This is a genomic window from Aquamicrobium lusatiense, assembly GCF_014201615.1.
Taxonomy (GTDB): domain Bacteria; phylum Pseudomonadota; class Alphaproteobacteria; order Rhizobiales; family Rhizobiaceae; genus Mesorhizobium; species Mesorhizobium lusatiense.
In genome coordinates this window covers 85,963-102,720 of the sequence record NZ_JACHEU010000003.1, presented here as the reverse complement: position 1 = coordinate 102,720, position 16,758 = coordinate 85,963, and the positions used below count along the sequence as shown (strand labels likewise).

Genomic DNA, 16,758 nt, shown 5'->3' with positions numbered 1-16,758 from the left:
TGTTTCAATGAGTGGACGAAGGCCGTGCGGACTTGTCCTGCATGTGTTTGCGTTTCATGGCCGCGCGATAGTCGCAGATACGCTGCGCCAGACCGGGCCGCACCGCGGAGCGCACCAGCGCCGCCAGATCCCGGTCGAGAAGGGCCGGGTCATCGCCTGCCGCACAGCGAATTGCGGCGAAGGTTTCGGGATCGAGCCGGACAGCGGCGGCCGTGGCCTTCTCCACCATCATTTCCAGTTCGGTTTCCGTCACGTGGCCGGTCGCAAGCCCAATTTCCAGCGCCTTCTCTGCATCGACAGTCTCGCCGGAGGCAATGATTGAAAGTGCTTCGTCTTCCCCGATCCGCGCCGCCAGCCGGCGGGTTCCCAGAACGAGCCCGAAGGCAGCACCCGGAAAGCTGAAGGACGCATCGGGAAGCGCAAGCCGCGTGGAACAGGCGGCGAAAAGATCCGCTCCGGCGCCAAAGCAGCGGCCTCCGGCGATTGCCAGCGTTGCGAAGGGCGCCGACCACAGGCGCGCCAGAAGCTGCTCGATCCTGATGAAGCGCATCAGCAGGTCAGCATCGGGTGCCTCCTCGATGCCGGCAAGATCAAAGCCGGTACAGAAATTGCGCCCTTCCCCTTCGATGACCAGCATTCTCGTTCCGTTGCCGAGGGCCTCATCGAGCCCGCGATGCAGAGCCTCGACAAGATCATGCGACAGGGCATTGCCCTGTTCCGGCCGCGAAAGAGTCAGCGTCATGCGGACATCTGCTTTGTGGATGGTCAGGGGCATTTCAGGCCTGAGTGCCCCAGATGTTTGGCATGACCGAGTTGGAATAGCCTGAGATGAACGACTTCATGCCGCCCTCTGGCGGAAACACATTGCGCTCGATCGCTCCGATATCACCGCCATAGACATGAATGCTGATCGAGACGCGATCGTCGCACGCATTCCAGACCTTGTGGATGTCGCCGACATCGGGCGACACCATCACGACCTGACCGGGGTCAAGACGTTCGGTTTCACCAGCCACCGGCTTGCCATCCTGCATCTCGTAAGCTTCCGAGATTTCGGCTCCGCGCAGCATTCCCACCAGCCCCCAGGTCGTGTGGTTGTGGATGGGCGTCTGCTGCCCCGGTCCCCAGACAAAGCTGACCACGCAGAAGCGGTCCTGCGGATCGCAGTAAAGCAGGTGCTGCTGGTAGCGGTCCGGATTGGCCGCGGCCCATTCTTCCGGCAGCCAGTCATCATGCGCCACCAGCGCTTCCAGATAGGTCTTGCCCCTTTCCAGAAGGACATGCTCGTTGCCATCGGCCTCTTCAACCAGCCTGCTCATCTGGGAGAGGAAGGTCCGAAGCCTTTTGGTGTTGGTCGTCATCTTGTTCTCCTCACGAACTCGTTTCATATCGCTGGGGTCAGCAGGGACCGGCGAATGCTTTCCCCGTGCTCATCGAGAGCAGGAGGCGCCTTGTAAATCGGCGGCGACTGACCATCGATCCTCACCGGGCTTGCAAAGGTGCGTGTATGCACACCATTTGGCAGAGCCATTTCCCGGACCCATCCCATGTGCTCGACCTGAATGTCCGACAGGGCCTGGGAATAGCTGTTGATGGAACTGCACGGCACCCCTGCACGTCTCAGATCTTCCAGCAGTTCGGCAACTGTACGGCGCGCGAACTCGCCGTTCAAAATCCGGGCAAGTTCCTTCTGGTTCCGCGCGCGGTCGATCGTGGTCACAAAACGCTCGTCTTCAAACAGGTCCGGGCGGCCGACGACCTCGCACACGCTGCGCCACAGCCGGTCGTTGCCGGCCGCCAGCACGAAGCTGCCATCGGAAGCGGTGAAGGCTTCATAAGGCGCATTGCGGGGATGGGCCGCGCCCAGCGCGCGCGGATCCCGGCCGCTGGCGAAATATTCGCTGGTTTGAAGAGCGGCTATGGCGAGGCTGGCCCCCAGCATGGACACGTCGATATAGCCCCCCTTGCAGCCCTGCCTGACCCGCGTCAGCAGTGAGGCGATGGAAAAGGCTGCATAAAGCCCGGTTGCGAAGTCCGAGATCGGGATGCCGCATTTGACAGGTTCGCCTCCCTCATTGCCGGTCACGCTCATGATGCCCGACATCGCCTGCACGGTGAGATCGAAACCGCCTTCTCCAGCACGGGGCCCGTCCTGCCCGTAAGCTGACAGGGAGCAGTATATCAGGCTGGGCATCTCCTGCGCGAACCTGTCATAGCTGAGCCCCAGACGCTGCATCGCGCCCGGCCGGTTGTTTTCCACAACGACATCCGCTTCCCCGATCAGCCGTACGGCAATGGCATTGTCGGCGGGGTTCTTGAGATCGAGAGCGATCGAACGCTTGTTGCGGTTGAGGGAAGCGAAATTCTCGCTGAAGCCGTCGCTGTGAGGTGGCCACTGACGCATTGTATCACCATCGGGCGATTCCACCTTGATGACGTCGGCCCCCATGTCGGCAAGCAGCATGGAGCAGAAAGGCCCGGCGGCGACATGGCAGAACTCGACGACCTTGACCCCGGCTAGCGGCGCTGTGGCGCTGGACTTGGTTTCCGACACTTGAACTCTCCCGAATTGGTTCTGCTTCGCACCTGATCGCCGTAAGGCCGTGGCAGCATGGTGGTTTGCACATCCCGATTTCGCGGGCTGCGCGGAATGTGTGGTCGATCCGGTCAGGCCGACAGCTGGCTCACGAATTTCGTATCCAGATAGGCGTCCAGCCCTTCGCTGCCGCCTTCGCGGCCATGGCCGCTGTCGCCCACCCCGCCAAACGGTGTTTCGATGGGCCCCAGACCGAAATGATTGATCGACAGCATGCCGACCTTCACGCCCCTTGCAGCCAGTGCGGCACGCCGCGACGATTGCGTGAACGCGTAGCCGGCCAGCCCGTAAGCGGTAGCATTGGCAAGCCTGATGGCCTCGTCATCATCCCCGAAACGATTGATCAGAGCGACCGGCCCGAACGGCTCTTCCTTCATGATGCGGCTTGTCTGCGGAACATCGCCAAGCACGGTGGGCGCGTAAAAATATCCGGCATTGCCCAGTTTGCGGCCGCCTGCATGAAGGGTCGCGCCATCGGCTACAGCCTCGCTCACCAGTGCGGAAACCGCATCGGCGCGCCGGCTGGTCGCAAGCGGGCCCATCTCCGCATTGTCCGCACCGGCGCCCACTCTCAGGGAATTCGCCTTGCGCACGAAAGCATCGAGAAACGCCTCGTAAGACCCCGACTGGACGAAGAAGCGCGTCGGCGAAATACAGACCTGCCCCGCATTCCTGTACTTGAACGCAGCAAGCTGGGTGGCCGCGGCGACAGCATCCGCATCATCGAAAACGATCACCGGCGCATGGCCGCCAAGCTCCATGGTCGTGCGCTTCATGAGAGCGCCGGCCAGAGCTGCCAGGTGCTTGCCCACCGCCACCGAACCGGTGAACGAGATCTTGCGGATTTCCGGCGCTGCGATCAGCTGAGCCGAGATTGCCGGCGGATCTCCGAACACCAGATTGAGAACCCCGCCGGGCAAGCCGGCCTGCGCCAGGCAGCGCGCGACCTCGCACACGGCACCGGGCGCTTCCTCCGGACCTTTGATGATGATCGTACAGCCGGCCGCCAGTGCGGCCGCAATCTTGCGCACCGCCTGAGAGACCGGAAAATTCCATGGGCTGAAAGCGGCGACGGGGCCGACAGGCTCAAGCACGACCTGCTGGCTGACGCCCGGCAGCCGGGCGGGAATGATGCGGCCATAGGCTCTGCGCCCTTCTTCCGCATACCATTCCATGATGTCGGCCGCATTGTCGACTTCGGCAACGGCCTCCCGCAGCGGCTTGCCCTGTTCACCCGTCAGCAGCAGCGCGATCGCATCGCGACGCTCACGGATGAGGCGGGCGGCCTCGCGCAGCATTTTCCCACGCTCGGGAGCCGGCCGCGCTGCCCAGTCCGGAAAGCTCCGCGAAGCAGCCTGCACAGCCTCTTCGAGGTCGCCAATCCCGGCAACCGGAACCGTCGCGACGACGGCTTCCGTCGCTGGGTCGACCACATCGATCAGATTGCCGCCGCTGCCGGCGCGCCAGCGACCATCGATGAACAAACCATGCTCGATCATAGGCTGTACTCCCGACCGTTCAGTTCGCCTGCATCGACGGTTCCATGGCGTCCAGCGCCTTCTCGACGCCGTCGAACATCATGTCGATCTGCTGACGGTCGATGATGAGCGGCGGACAGAACGCGATTACATCGCGCAGGGCACGCACGATAACGCCGTTTTCCATCGCCTTCGCCTGTATGCCAGGCCCGATGCCGAGAGCCGGCGCGAACGGCGTCCTGCTCGCCTTGTCGGTGACCAGTTCAACCGCGCCGATGAGGCCGACACCACGCGCCTCGCCGATATAGGGGCGCTCCGCCAAAGCATGCAGCCGTTCGAGGAAGCGCGTCGAAACCTCCTGCACATGGCCGATAATGTTGCGATCCTCATAGATCTTCAGCGTTTCGACGGCCACGGCCGCGCAGACCGGATGTCCCGAATAGGTGACGCCATGGGCGAAACCGCCATGCTTGCGGCTCTGCTCCATCATCGCCTCATGAATATCATCGCTGACGATGGTCGCGGAAATGGGCAGGTATGAAGCCGACAACGCCTTGGCCATCGTCATGATGTCCGGCTTCAGGTCGTATGTATCGCAGCCGAACATGTTACCGGTGCGGCCAAAGCCGCAGATCACTTCGTCAGCGATGAAAAGGATGTCATATTTGCGAAGCACGGCCTGAATGCCGGCGAAATAGCCTTCCGGAGGAACGATGACACCGCCGGATCCACACACGGGCTCGGCGATGAAGGCGGCAATGGTGTCAGGCCCTTCCCTGAGAATGAGCTGTTCGAGATTGTCCACCATGCGCCGCGTGAAATCCGCCACGCTTTCACCCGGCTTCGCATTGTGGAAATGGCTCGGCATGTCGGTGTGCAGGATATTCGCGATCGGCAGGTCGAAATCCGCATGGTTGGCCGGAAGCCCGGTCAGGCTTCCTGAAGCGATGGTCACGCCGTGGTAGCCCCGCCACCGCGAAATGATCTTCTTCTTTTCCGGCCGGCCGCGCGCATTGTTGTAATACCAGACGAGCTTGATCGCCTGGTCATTGGCCTCCGAACCGGAGTTCGCGAAGAGAACCTTGCCGAGCCCGGCCGGCGCGATGTCGAGGAGCCGTTCCGCCAGCTCAATCGACGGCTCCACCGAGCGGTGATTGAACAGGTGGTAGTAAGGCAGCGTTTCCAGCTGCCTTGTCGCAGCTTCCACCAGCCGCTTCTCGCTGAAGCCAAGCGAGGCGCACCACAGGCCGGACATGCCTTCGATGTAGCGCCGGCCATGCTCATCCTCGACATAGACGCCGTCGCCCCGGGTCATCACCACAGGCCCCGCCTCCGGGTGCCGCGCCAGATTGGTATAGGGATGGATCAGGCTGGCTACATCGTTGACGGCGTTGGAATTGCTGCGCGCATTCATAGTGAAATCCTTGGGCACGGCATTTTCATGCAGACGGTGGAAAAACCTCTTTCATTCGGCCGAGAAGCAATGTATTCTAATATTTAGAACTCTGTACCGAATAATGATACGAATGTGATCACCCGCGGCACATCATGTCAAGTGTCGCCGTCAAGAATTCATGCGCATGCCGGGAGAGGGCCTGAAAACAAATGGACAAAACATTGCTCAAGGGGCTGCAGGTGCTGGAATTTGTGGCCGAAGCGGACGGGCCGTCACGGATCACGGACATCGCCGCCGCGCTCGGCATCACCAAAAGCAACGCGCATCGCGTGCTCAAGACCCTGGAACATGCCGGCTATCTTCGTCAGGATCCCAGGTCGCGGGAGTACGCCGCCAGCTTCAAGCTATGGGAACTCGGTTCCGGACTGGTCGGGCGCCTCGACATCCGCACGCATGCGGCAGACATCCTGCGCCGCCTTGCCAACGAGGCCCGGGAGGCCGTGCACCTTTCCCTGCTTGAAGGGGGGCAGGTCATCTACATCGACAAGATCGACAGTCCCGAGCCCGTGGGCGCCTACACGCGCATTGGCGGCAGGGCTCCGGCCTATTGCGTTGCCACCGGCAAGGCGCTTCTGTGCCATCTGAGCGAGGAGGAGCTTGCCCCGATACTCGCCCGGCTTGAACCTCATTCGCGCAACACCATCACCGATCCTCAGCAGATGCGCGAGGAGCTGGAACTGTCCCGCCAGCGCGGCTACACGATCAACAGGGGCGAATGGCGCGAAAGCGTCTGGGGCATAGCCACGGCAGTCTGCGGGCCGTCCTCGCAGGTTGTCGCCGCCATCGGCGTTTCGGGTCCGGAATATCATCTGAATCAACAGGGGCGCTGCGAGAGCCTTGCCGAAATGGTCATGCGCGCGGCCGATGAGATCTCCCGCAGCATAGGCTACCGCGGCGACGCCCGCAAAGCAGTCCCGAGCCGCCCTGCATGACGTGACTTTTTTGGACCGGTCGGGTTGACATCCGCCAGTCATGCTGATGTTATCGATATATGGAACATAGTTTCATTATTTAGAACAAATAAATACTCTGCCCTTTCATGGTGACGCCGGCGAAGACAGGGATGAAGGACACGCCGCCGGGACGAGGCCCTGGCCCTGAGAGACGGGCCAAAATTCGCGGCCCGGCATGGAAGCGGCTTGTTCTGTCGACAATCAACGGGAGGAAAAACATGGGACTGAAATCGGTTCTGCGCATGACCACGGCAGTCGTCATGCTGAGTTTTGCAAGCATGGCCCCCTCATACGCCGACACACCGCCCGACACGCTTGTCATGGCGACGTCCATCGACGGCGTTACGAGCTTCGATCCGGCGGAGGTGTTTGAGTTTGTCGGCGGCGAGATCAGCAACAATGTCTATCTGCGCCTGCTTGTGCGCAATGAGGCGGATTTCTCCGAGGTCATCGGCGGGGCGGCCGAGAGCTGGGAGATTTCCGAAGACGGCCTGACCTATACGTTCACGATGCGCGATGGCCTGACTTTCGCCTCGGGAGCCCCGGTCACGGCGCAGGATGCGGCTTTTTCGCTGCAGCGCGTCGTCAAGCTCGGCAAGAGCCCGGCCTTTATCCTCACCCAGTTCGGCTGGACCCCGGAGAATGTCGAGCAAAACGTGACGGCGCAGGATGACAGGACGCTCGTTCTGCGCATTTCCGAAGCTTTCGCCCCGACCCTCGTTCTCAACGCTCTGTCGTCGGGTGTCGGCTCCATGGTGGAAAAGGCGGTGGCCCTGTCTCACGAAAAAGACGGCGATCTCGGATATGACTGGCTCCGCTCGAATTCGGCCGGCGCGGGCGCATTCGTTCTGCGGGCATGGCAGCCAAACGAGGCGATCGTTCTGGAGGCCAACGAATCCTTCTATCTCGGGAAGCCGAAGCTCAACCGCGTCATCTACCGCCATGTGCCGGAAGCCACCGCCCAGCGCCTGATGCTTGAGCGCGGCGATGTCGACATGGCGCGGTCGCTGGGAGCCGAGCAGATCGATTCCCTTGCGTCCAATTCGGACGTGAAGGTCGAGATCGATGAGAAAGCCACGGTTCTCTATATCGGCCTGAACGAAAAGAAGCCCGAGCTGCAGAACCCCAAGGTGCAGGAGGCGATACGCCTGCTTGTCGACTATGACGGGATCGGCGGAACGATGCTCAGGCATCAGTACCGGGTCCATCAGTCGGTTCTGGCCAAGGGTGGTTTCGCCGCGCTTGAGGAACTGCCCTACAAGCAGGATCTGGAAAAGGCGAAGGCGCTGCTGGCCGAGGCAGGTTATCCTGACGGCTTCAACCTTGAACTCGACGTCTTCGCCGGTGCGCCATACCGCGATATCGGCGAGGCGCTGCAGGCCAACTTCGCGCAGGCCGGCATCAAAGTTTCGGTCGTAGCTTCCGATCGCCGGCAGGTTCTGACCAAGTATCGGGCGCGCAACCATCAGGCCGTTCTGATGGTGTGGTCGCCGGATTACGGCGATCCGCATTCGACCATGGATTTCTTCCTCAGCAATCCGGACAATTCGGATGCGGGCACCGCCAAAACGGCTGCCTGGCGCAATTCCTGGTTCGACCCGGAACTGAAGGAGCTGGCAGACAAGGCCATTCATGAAAGCGACACGGAAAAGCGCAAAGCGATCTACGCCGATATCCAGCGCTCCCTGCAAACGGACAGCCCGTTCGTCGTCATGTTCCAGCAGACCGAGCCGGTTGCCATGCGCAGCAATGTCGAGAACTGGGTTTCCGGCCCTGCCTTCGACACCTACGTCTTCCGTGGCATAACGAAATGAGTTCAGCCTCGCCCACCGGTGCGAACGGTCCTTTGCAAAACCAGGCGCTGGGAACGTTTGCGAAAAACACCTTCGGGTTTGCGGTCAGCCTTGCGCTGACCCTGCTCGGCCTTGTGCTCGTGACGTTCCTGATAGCGCGGGTCGTACCGATTGATCCCGTTCTGGTGATGGTGGGCGACCGCGCTTCTCCCGAAGCATATGAGCAGGCCCGCCGGGCCATGGGCCTCGACCAGCCCGTGTACCGGCAATTCCTCGACTATCTCGGACAAGTGGTGGTCGGCGATCTCGGACGCTCGGTGATGACCGGACGCGACGTGCTTTCCGATACGCTGCGGGCCTTTCCCGCGACCCTTGAGCTGGCGCTGGCCGCCACGCTCATCGGGGCGGTGCTCGGCGTACCTGCCGGCGTGTTTGCGGCCGTGCGCCGGGGGCGGGCCAGCGATCACCTCGTGCGCATCATCTCCCTGATCGGCTATTCCCTGCCGGTGTTCTGGCTGGGCATGGTGGCACTGCTCGTCTTCTATGCACGGCTCGGCTGGGTCGAGGGGCCGGGGCGGATCGGAATTGCCTATCAGTACAGCGTCCCCGGCAGAACCGGTTTCGTTCTGCTGGACGCCTTGCTGGCCGGCGAATGGGCTGCGGCCCGCAATGCATTTTCCCATCTCATACTGCCGGCCTGCATTCTCGGATATGTCTCCATGGCGTTCATTGCCCGCATGACGCGGTCCCTGATGATCGAGCAGCTGTCGCAGGAATATGTGCTGGCCGCGCGCGCCAAGGGCGTTCCGGCCTCCACGGTGATCTGGAGGCACGCTTTCGGCAATGTCATCGTTCAGGTGATCACCGTCATCACGCTGACCTTCGCCTATCTGCTGGAAGGTGCCGTGCTGACCGAAACGGTGTTCGCCTGGCCCGGAATCGGCCTCTACATCACGCAGGCGCTCTTTTCCGCCGACCTGAATGCCGTCGTTGGGGGAACCATCGTCATCGGCATCAGCTTCGTGTTCCTGAACCGAGGCGCCGATCTTCTCTATCGTATCTTCGACCCGAGGATCCGTTGATGCGTATCGTTTCGACATGGCTGGACTGGCTGACCACCGATGCACCCGAAAGCCGGCTGCAGGGAAGGCTCGCCCAGTCCTATCAGACGTTCTACCGCTTCGTGCGCAATCCTCTTGCCGTGTGCGGACTGGTTATCGTGGCCATTCTTGTCGGCCTTGCGATCTTCGCGCCGCTGCTTGTGCCATACGATCCGCTGGCGACCGATCTGGGCAGCCGCCTCCTGCCGCCTTCGGCCAGTCACTGGTTCGGTACGGATCATCTTGGCAGGGACATCTTCTCACGCGTCATTTCCGGCAGCCGGGTCACGCTGACCATCGTCCTGCTCGTGGCCATTCTGATCGGCCCCATCGGCATGGCCATCGGCATCGTGGCCGGCTATTTCGGCGGAACGACGGATCGCTTTCTCATGGGCGTCACCGATGTCGTCATGGCGTTCCCGCGTCTCATCCTTGCACTGGCTTTCGTTGCGGTGCTGGGGCCGGGGCTGGAAAACGCCGTCATCGCCATCGCCATCACCGGCTGGCCGGCCTATGCACGGCTGGCGCGCGCGGAAACCCTTTCGCTGCGGCAGCGTGAATTCGTGGTGGCAGCAAGGTTGCAGGGTGCGTCGGTGGTGCGCATCCTGATCCGCTACATTGCCCCTTTCTGCATACCATCCGCCATCATCCGCCTGACCCTCGACATGGCCGGCATCATTCTGATCGCCGCCGGACTGGGCTTCCTCGGCCTTGGCGCCCAGCCGCCGGCGGCCGAATGGGGCGCCATGGTGGCGGCGGGACGCGACTATCTCATCGACAAATGGTGGGTCGCCACATTGCCGGGCGCCGCCATTTTCGTGGTCAGCCTCGGCTTCAACCTGCTCGGCGATGGTCTGCGCGATGTGTTCGACCGGAGGGTGAACTGATGAGCCACCGCGAAACACCTGCTGCCGCGGAACCTCTGGTCGCGGTCGAAAATCTCTGGATACGCTTTCCGGGCCGTCGCGGGCCGGTGGCCGCGGTGGCCGGCGTCAGCTTTTCCATGGGGCGCGAAAAGCTCGCCATCGTGGGCGAAAGCGGTTCGGGAAAGTCACTGACGGCGCGCACCATCATGGGCCTGCTGCCCGAAGCCGCGGAGGTGACGGCCGACCGGCTCAGCCTTCAGGGCGACGATCTGCGCGGCCTCAGGGAGAAGGATTTCGCCAGGCTGCGCGGCAAGCGCATGGCGATGATCCTTCAGGATCCCAAGCAATCCCTCAATCCGATCATGACCGCCGGCCAGCAGATCGTCGAAAGCTGCCGGCTGCATCTGGGAGATTCCCGCCGCGCCGCGCGCGAGCGGGCGCTGGAACTCCTGCACAAGGTTCGCATCGACAATCCGCAGCGCGTCTTCGGTCTCTATCCGCACGAGGTTTCGGGCGGAATGGGCCAGCGCATCATGATCGCCATGATGCTCGCCGCCGAACCCGACCTGCTGGTGGCCGACGAGCCGACTTCGGCGCTCGACGTTTCGGTGCGCGCCGAAGTGCTGGATCTGATCGAAAGCCTCGTCGTCGAACGGGGAATGGGGCTCATTCTGATCAGCCATGATCTCGATCTGGTCAGCGCCTACAGCGACAGGGTCGTCGTGATGTATTCCGGCCGGGTGATGGAAACCCTGCCGGCCTCCGAACTGGCAAAGGCTTCCCACCCCTATACGCGCGGCCTCATCGGCTGCCGGCCACCTCTCGACCACAGGGTGGAGACCCTGCCTGTCCTGAAACGCGATCCCGCATGGCTGTCATGAAACACGCAAGACCAGTCCCTGTAAACGCGCCGGCGAACGCGCTCGACGTAAAGAACCTCTGCGTCACCTATGGCTCGGCACGCGTCGTGAACGATGTCAGCTTCTCGGTCGCACACGGAGAATGCCTGGGCCTCATCGGAGAATCCGGCTCCGGCAAGAGCACGATCCTCAAAGCCCTCACCGGAACCGCTCCGGCCGCCGGCATGATGGAAATCCTCGGCATGCCGGCCTCCGCAAGGGCCAGAGACAAGCGGCACACGCGCAGTGTGCAGATGGTCTTTCAGGACCCTTACGCGGCGCTGCATCCGCGCCATTCTGTCGAGCGGATTCTGGAGGAGCCGCTGGCGATACAGGGCATAGGCGACCGCGAGGCGAAGATCCGCGCCAGCCTGGCCTCCGTCGGCCTGCCGCTCGGCTTCCGCTTCCGATATCCGCATCAGCTGTCAGGCGGGCAGCGTCAGCGCGTCGCCATTGCGCGCGCCCTCATTCTCGAACCCGAAGTGCTGCTGCTCGACGAGCCGACTTCGGCGCTTGACGTATCGGTGCAGGCCGAAGTTCTGAACCTGCTCGCAAAACTCCACCGTGAACACGGCCTGACGATGTTGTTTGTCGGACACGATCTCGGCGTCATCGCCCATATGTGCGCACGTGTGATCGTGCTCAACAAGGGCGAGCTGGTGGAAACCCTGATGCGCGACCAGATCTATTCCGGTCAGGCCACCCAGCCCTACACGAAGCAACTGCTGCGCGCCACGAAGCTGGAGCAGCGTTCCGCCAACCGGAACATCGCGTAGAGCATCCTGCAGCCGGATGGAGACATCCGGCGTCGCATGAATGCATGCCCAAACAAAGAGACAGAGCATTTCTGGGAGAAGCAGAAATGCTCAACGCAGCCGCGAGGACCTTTCTCTCCGCAATGCGGCCGCAGCGATGCGGGCGGCCGCAGCCGTCATATGCATGTAACCAGCTGATGATAGTCGGCCCGGAACGGTAGGTGCGAGATTCCGACATCCGGTGCAGGGTGGAGCTTCACGCACGGATCGCGTTCCAATCCGGACCAGGAGAGTTTCATGGATTTCGACAACAGCAGCGCGGTATCCTGGCTGAGAGCCGAGATGGAGGACGCCCTCGACGAGGATTACGAACTCGAACTGTCCGAACCCGCGCTTTCGGCCGAACTGGCGAAGATCTACCGGAAGGCGCACCCCGACTCCCTCAATCGCCAGACCTATTTCCTGGAGCTGATCCGGCTTCAGTCCGAGCTCATCAAGCTGCAGGACTGGGTATCGCACTCGGGGGAGAAGATCGTCGTGCTGTTCGAGGGGCGCGATTCCGCCGGCAAGGGCGGCGTCATCAAGCGCATCACCCAGCGGCTCAACCCGCGCATCGTGCGGGTGGCGGCCCTGCCGGCGCCGAGCGACCGCGAGAAGACGCAGTGGTATTTCCAGCGCTATGTGCCGCACCTCCCCGCCGGCGGCGAGATCGTCCTCTTCGACCGCTCCTGGTACAACAGGGCCGGCGTCGAGCGGGTGATGGGCTTTGCCACGCCGGAACAGGTCGAGGACTTCTTCAACGACGTTCCCGAATTCGAGCGCATGTTGCTGCGCTCGGGCATCCGGCTGGTCAAATACTGGTTCTCGATCACCGACGAAGAGCAGCAGATGCGTTTCATGATGCGCATCCATGATCCGATGAAGCAGTGGAAGCTGTCGCCGATGGATCTGCAGTCGCGCGTGCGCTGGGAACAGTACACCAAGGCCAAGGAAGAGATGTTCGAGCGCACCAGCATTCCCGAAGCGCCCTGGTACATCGTGGAAGGCAATGACAAGAAGCGGGCGCGGCTGAACTGCATCGATCATCTGCTCAACCAGATCCCCTATCAGCCGGTGCCGCACGAGGAGATCAGCCTGCCGGAGCGCGTGTTCAATCCCGAATATGAACGCGCCACGCTGCCGGGCGAACTCTACGTTCCGCAGAAGTACTGACCGCGAAGCCGGGGGCTGGGGTCAGCGCCGGGAGGACGACGCCTGTTGACGCCCTGCCCCGGGCCCTGTCCATAATGCGGCAGCCCCGCCCGTGGGGGCGCCAACAGTGCCTGTCGTCCGGGCTATATCCCAAGTCAAGCAAGGCGCAGCTCGCATGATGCCGGAAACTGAACTCAAGCTCGAACTGACGCCGGACAACGCCGACGCCTTCCTGGCCTGCGATCCGTTCGCAGAGGAGGCATCCCTGCTGCGGCAGCGGGCCATCTACTTCGACACGCCCCGAAACGACCTTGCAGCGGCCGGCTTCACGCTCAGGGTCAGGGAGGCGAACGGCGCGCGTATCCAGACGGTGAAGGCCGGAGGTCCGGCGGCTGGCATGTTTGTTCGCCGGGAGTGGGAGCGGTCCGTACCGGATGATCGGCCGGTCTTCGATGACACCCTGCCGTTCCTCTCCATGCTGGGCGCGAAAGTGCAGGACATTCGTCCAGTTTTCGAAGTCCATGTCGGACGCATGGTCTGGAACGTCGTTCAGGATGACGCGACGATCGAGGTCGTGCTGGATCGCGGCGAGGTCATGGCCGCGGACCGCCGCTCCTCACTGTGCGAGATCGAGCTTGAGCTTAAAAAGGGGAACCCGGCCGCGCTGTTTGCCCTCGCCCGGCGGCTGGGAGATCTGGTGCCACTGCGGCCGGGCGTCCTCAACAAGGCCGCGCGCGGCTACAGGCTGCTTGCCGAGGCGCCGCGGGCGCTAAAGGCCGAGGCCGTGACGCTGCACGCCGGGATGAGCGCCGAGGATGCCTTCCAGGAGATCGCCGCATCCTGCCTGCGTCACTTCCTCCTGAACGAGCCGCTGCTGTCGCCCGGCAATCCCGAAGCGCTGCATCAGGCGCGCGTGGCCCTGCGCCGTCTGCGCTCGGCATTGTCGATTTACAGGGAGATGCTGAAGGATAGCCGGTTCGCCCATTTGCGGGACGAGTTGCGCTGGCTGGCCGGCAGTACGGGCGACGCCCGCGATCTCGACGTGCTGGCTGCGCGCGGTGCCGAAGACGTGTTGCGCGCCCGGATCGAGGTGGCGCGGACCAGCGCTTATGAGCGGGCCATGGAGGCGCTGAACTCACCGCGCGCACGGCTGCTGATGCTCGATCTTGTCGAATGGCTGGCGTTCGGCGAATGGCGGACCGCGGAAGCCGGCGCGGCAATCCGCGCGCAACCGGTGCGCGACTTCGCGGCCACCGCGCTCGACCGGTTTCGCCGCAAGGTCAAAAAGGGCGGCAGGGACCTTGCCGAGCTTGACGACGAGACCCGGCACGAAGTGCGCAAAGATGCCAAGAAGCTGCGCTATGCGGCCGGCTTCTTCGGCTCCCTGTTCGACACCCGCCGCCAGCAGCGCCGCTTTCGGCGTTTCGTCGACGCTCTGGAGGTGATGCAGGACCGGCTGGGCACCCTGAACGACCTTGCCGTCCTGCCCCGGCTGCTGGAACGCCTGGACCTCGCACCTGACGAGGTGGCCGGCATGCTGGCCCCGGCCGGGAAAGAAGGCCTGACCGAAGCGGCGGAAGCCCACGATGCCTTCGTCGATGCAAAGCGGTTCTGGCGATAGCTCTTCGGGATCGACGGGAAGGAAGAGACAGCCCTTACGCGCCATGCCCCGCCAGCACCCGCCCTGCGTTCAGGGCCGGGGCTCTGTGGCGGACCGGGGTATCGCTTCTGGCGGCGGCTTTCACCCTGTCGACCCAGTCGAGATAATATGCCAGCCCGAACTGGGCCGCGATGCCGAGCACGAGCAGGCAAAGGTCGTAACCGACGCCGCCGGCATGGACCATGCGCAGCATCTGCGCTGCCAGCGCCAGCACGGTCCCGGCGATGAAAACCGCCAGTGAACGGCGGCCAAGGACGGCCAGAGGATTGTCGGCCCGGAACCGCACGGGAACCGCCGAACACAGGGCAAGCACAAGATAGGTCGCCGCCAGAATATGCAGCAGCCGCGCCAGCGACAGATAGGTCTTGTCGAAGCCGCCGAGGACCGGCGAGAGGCCGAACCATGTCACCTGTCCCCACAGGGGCGAGTGAACCCACGCCAGCGCCGCGATCACATAGGCGCCTGCCAGTGCGACGCCCCAGCGGCTGACGGGAAATGCACCCGCCCTGCGCACATGGATCGCGCCGATGATGCCGATCGCGAACAGAAACTGCCACGACAGCGGATTGAGAAACCACTGGCCGGCTTCCGGATAATTGCGCGGCGCGATCTGCCACAGGCCGGCAGCCAGCCACAGCACGCCGCAGGCACCGAGCGTCGTGCCCGGCCAGCGCAGCGCGCCGTGGATCATCAGTGGAGCCGCCAGCAAAAGCAGCGCATAGACGGGCAGGATATTGTTGTAGCCGATCTGATGGCCGAGCGTGATGATGCCGATCATCGCCTCCGGCGTACGCTCCATCACTGGCCCGATATTGATCTGCGAAAGAAGTTCGGGGCGCTTTGCGTACACTGCGCCGAGGCAGAAAAGCGCGATGCCGGCCATGGTGACGACGATATGGGACACATAGAGCACGCCTGCCCGCCGCCACATTCTCAGCGTCAGAGTGGCGCGCTGCCCGGACACGAATCGCGCTCCATAGGCAAGCGCGACCGAAATGCCGGACACCAGCATGAAGATCTCGGTCGCGTCAGAGAAACCGAAATTCTTGTAGGTAAAGCGCTCCAGAATGTTGCCGGGAACGTGGTTGATGAAAATGGTCAGCAAAGCCAGCGCCCGCACCATGTCTATGCGCGCATCCCTGTGCGCCGTCATGCCGGTCTTCATGAGCTGTCCTTCCCGATATGTTCGACGGCGCTTTGCCACACTGCTTGCAGGCATCCATGACAAACCGGAGAAATCGGACCTAAAACAGGACCGGCATCGTTCAACTTTGGACAGCCTTGAAAACATTTCGTTTTGAAGCCGGCAAACCCGCCGAAGCCCACGCAGGACCGTCACATGCCGAGAACCTCGGAACTTCATGAAGAGCTTGCCTTCGGCTACCGGCTGCATGAACCGGATGCGCCGGACGGTTCATGGGTCATTCTTCTCCATGGCTCCGGCACGGACGAGACGGTGCTTGTGCCCTTCGCCGCGCAGGTTTTTCCGCAGGCGCGGCTGATGGCTGTGCGCGGGCGCATCGTGCAGGAGGAAAGCCGGCGCTGGTTTACCCGCCTCACGCCGGTCGCGTTCGATCAGCACAGCATCCGCAGCGAGGCGCAGGCTTTCGCGCGCTTCCTTGCGCAGGCGGGCCGCGAACATGGGTTCGATCCTGCCGATGCGGTTTTTCTGGGCTATTCCAACGGCGCCAATCTGTTGTCCAGCCTGCTGTTCCTGCATCCGGGACTGGTGCGCCGGGCCGTGCTGTTGCGCGCCATGCCGGTGCTGGACGCACCGCCGCCTGCCGATCTCTCCGCCGTGTCGGCGCTGGTGCTTTCGGGCACGAGAGACGCGACCTACGGCCCCTATGCCGCGCCGCTGGCGCAGCAGCTGCGCGGCGCCGGCGCGCGGGTCGAGGCTCATGCGGTCGACTGCGGCCATGAGTTTTCCGATCCGGACGCAGCGCTCATCCGCAACTGGCTGAAGCCGTGACCGCGGCCGGGTATGCCTCGCGCATGCATGGCGCATCGC

15 protein-coding genes are annotated in these 16,758 nt (G+C 62.9%); 9 read left to right on the top strand and 6 right to left on the bottom strand.

Annotated elements, in window-relative coordinates; translation table 11 throughout:
* Positions 1-4 precede the first annotated feature (4 nt).
* The 5 genes from HNR59_RS16165 to HNR59_RS16145 form a co-directional block, all read right to left on the bottom strand.
* Positions 5-742, bottom strand: a complete 738-nt coding sequence (locus HNR59_RS16165; protein WP_183832067.1) for an enoyl-CoA hydratase/isomerase family protein — start codon at positions 740-742, stop codon at positions 5-7.
* Positions 743-776: 34 nt separating this feature from the next.
* Entirely contained in the window at positions 777-1,361 is a 585-nt protein-coding gene (locus HNR59_RS16160) for a cysteine dioxygenase family protein (RefSeq protein ID WP_183832066.1), read from the bottom strand.
* A 23-nt stretch (positions 1,362-1,384) separates the two neighbouring features.
* The gene (locus tag HNR59_RS16155; protein WP_183832065.1) at positions 1,385-2,554 is read right to left on the bottom strand and encodes a CoA transferase; all 1,170 of its coding nucleotides are present in this window, start codon (positions 2,552-2,554) and stop codon (positions 1,385-1,387) included.
* A 113-nt stretch (positions 2,555-2,667) separates the two neighbouring features.
* Entirely contained in the window at positions 2,668-4,095 is a 1,428-nt protein-coding gene (locus tag HNR59_RS16150) for an NAD-dependent succinate-semialdehyde dehydrogenase (RefSeq protein WP_183832064.1), read from the bottom strand.
* A 19-nt stretch (positions 4,096-4,114) separates the two neighbouring features.
* Positions 4,115-5,488 carry an aspartate aminotransferase family protein gene (locus HNR59_RS16145; RefSeq protein WP_183832063.1) on the bottom strand — a complete coding sequence of 458 codons (1,374 nt, stop codon included), beginning with the start codon at positions 5,486-5,488 and terminating at the stop codon, positions 4,115-4,117.
* 191 nt (positions 5,489-5,679) lie between these two features.
* On the opposite strand from HNR59_RS16145, the gene HNR59_RS16140 reads away from it, so the two are divergent.
* The 8 genes from HNR59_RS16140 (at position 5,680) to HNR59_RS16105 (ending at position 14,708) form a co-directional block, all read left to right on the top strand.
* Positions 5,680-6,462, top strand: a complete 783-nt coding sequence (locus HNR59_RS16140; RefSeq protein ID WP_183832062.1) for an IclR family transcriptional regulator — start codon at positions 5,680-5,682, stop codon at positions 6,460-6,462.
* 239 nt (positions 6,463-6,701) lie between these two features.
* Entirely contained in the window at positions 6,702-8,297 is a 1,596-nt protein-coding gene (locus HNR59_RS16135; protein WP_183832061.1) for an ABC transporter substrate-binding protein, read from the top strand.
* On the top strand, positions 8,294-9,358 hold the full coding sequence (locus HNR59_RS16130) for an ABC transporter permease (RefSeq protein WP_183832060.1): 1,065 nt from the start codon (positions 8,294-8,296) through the stop codon (positions 9,356-9,358). The genes HNR59_RS16135 and HNR59_RS16130 overlap by 4 nt, the downstream gene beginning before the upstream one ends.
* Entirely contained in the window at positions 9,358-10,263 is a 906-nt protein-coding gene (gene nikC, locus HNR59_RS16125; RefSeq protein ID WP_183832059.1) for a nickel transporter permease, read from the top strand. The genes HNR59_RS16130 and nikC overlap by 1 nt, the downstream gene beginning before the upstream one ends.
* Positions 10,263-11,123 (top strand): ABC transporter ATP-binding protein, encoded by an 861-nt coding sequence (locus HNR59_RS16120; protein WP_183832058.1) that lies wholly within the window; start codon positions 10,263-10,265, stop codon positions 11,121-11,123. Before nikC ends, HNR59_RS16120 begins: the two co-directional genes overlap by 1 nt.
* Positions 11,111-11,917 carry an ABC transporter ATP-binding protein gene (locus tag HNR59_RS16115; RefSeq protein WP_246374771.1) on the top strand — a complete coding sequence of 269 codons (807 nt, stop codon included), beginning with the start codon at positions 11,111-11,113 and terminating at the stop codon, positions 11,915-11,917. The genes HNR59_RS16120 and HNR59_RS16115 overlap by 13 nt, the downstream gene beginning before the upstream one ends.
* 276 nt (positions 11,918-12,193) lie before the next feature.
* A complete protein-coding gene (gene ppk2 / locus HNR59_RS16110) occupies positions 12,194-13,108 on the top strand; it encodes a polyphosphate kinase 2 (protein ID WP_183832056.1) in 915 nt (304 codons plus the stop codon).
* A gap of 154 nt (positions 13,109-13,262) precedes the next feature.
* Positions 13,263-14,708 (top strand): CYTH and CHAD domain-containing protein, encoded by a 1,446-nt coding sequence (locus HNR59_RS16105; protein ID WP_343060848.1) that lies wholly within the window; start codon positions 13,263-13,265, stop codon positions 14,706-14,708.
* 34 nt (positions 14,709-14,742) lie between these two features.
* On the opposite strand, the gene HNR59_RS16100 is transcribed toward HNR59_RS16105, so the two are convergent.
* Positions 14,743-15,912 carry an OpgC family protein gene (locus HNR59_RS16100; RefSeq protein WP_183832055.1) on the bottom strand — a complete coding sequence of 390 codons (1,170 nt, stop codon included), beginning with the start codon at positions 15,910-15,912 and terminating at the stop codon, positions 14,743-14,745.
* Between the two features lie 174 nt (positions 15,913-16,086).
* Between HNR59_RS16100 and HNR59_RS16095 the strand changes: the two genes are divergently transcribed.
* The gene (locus HNR59_RS16095; RefSeq protein ID WP_183832054.1) at positions 16,087-16,719 is read left to right on the top strand and encodes an alpha/beta hydrolase; all 633 of its coding nucleotides are present in this window, start codon (positions 16,087-16,089) and stop codon (positions 16,717-16,719) included.
* Positions 16,720-16,758: the final 39 nt, after the last annotated feature.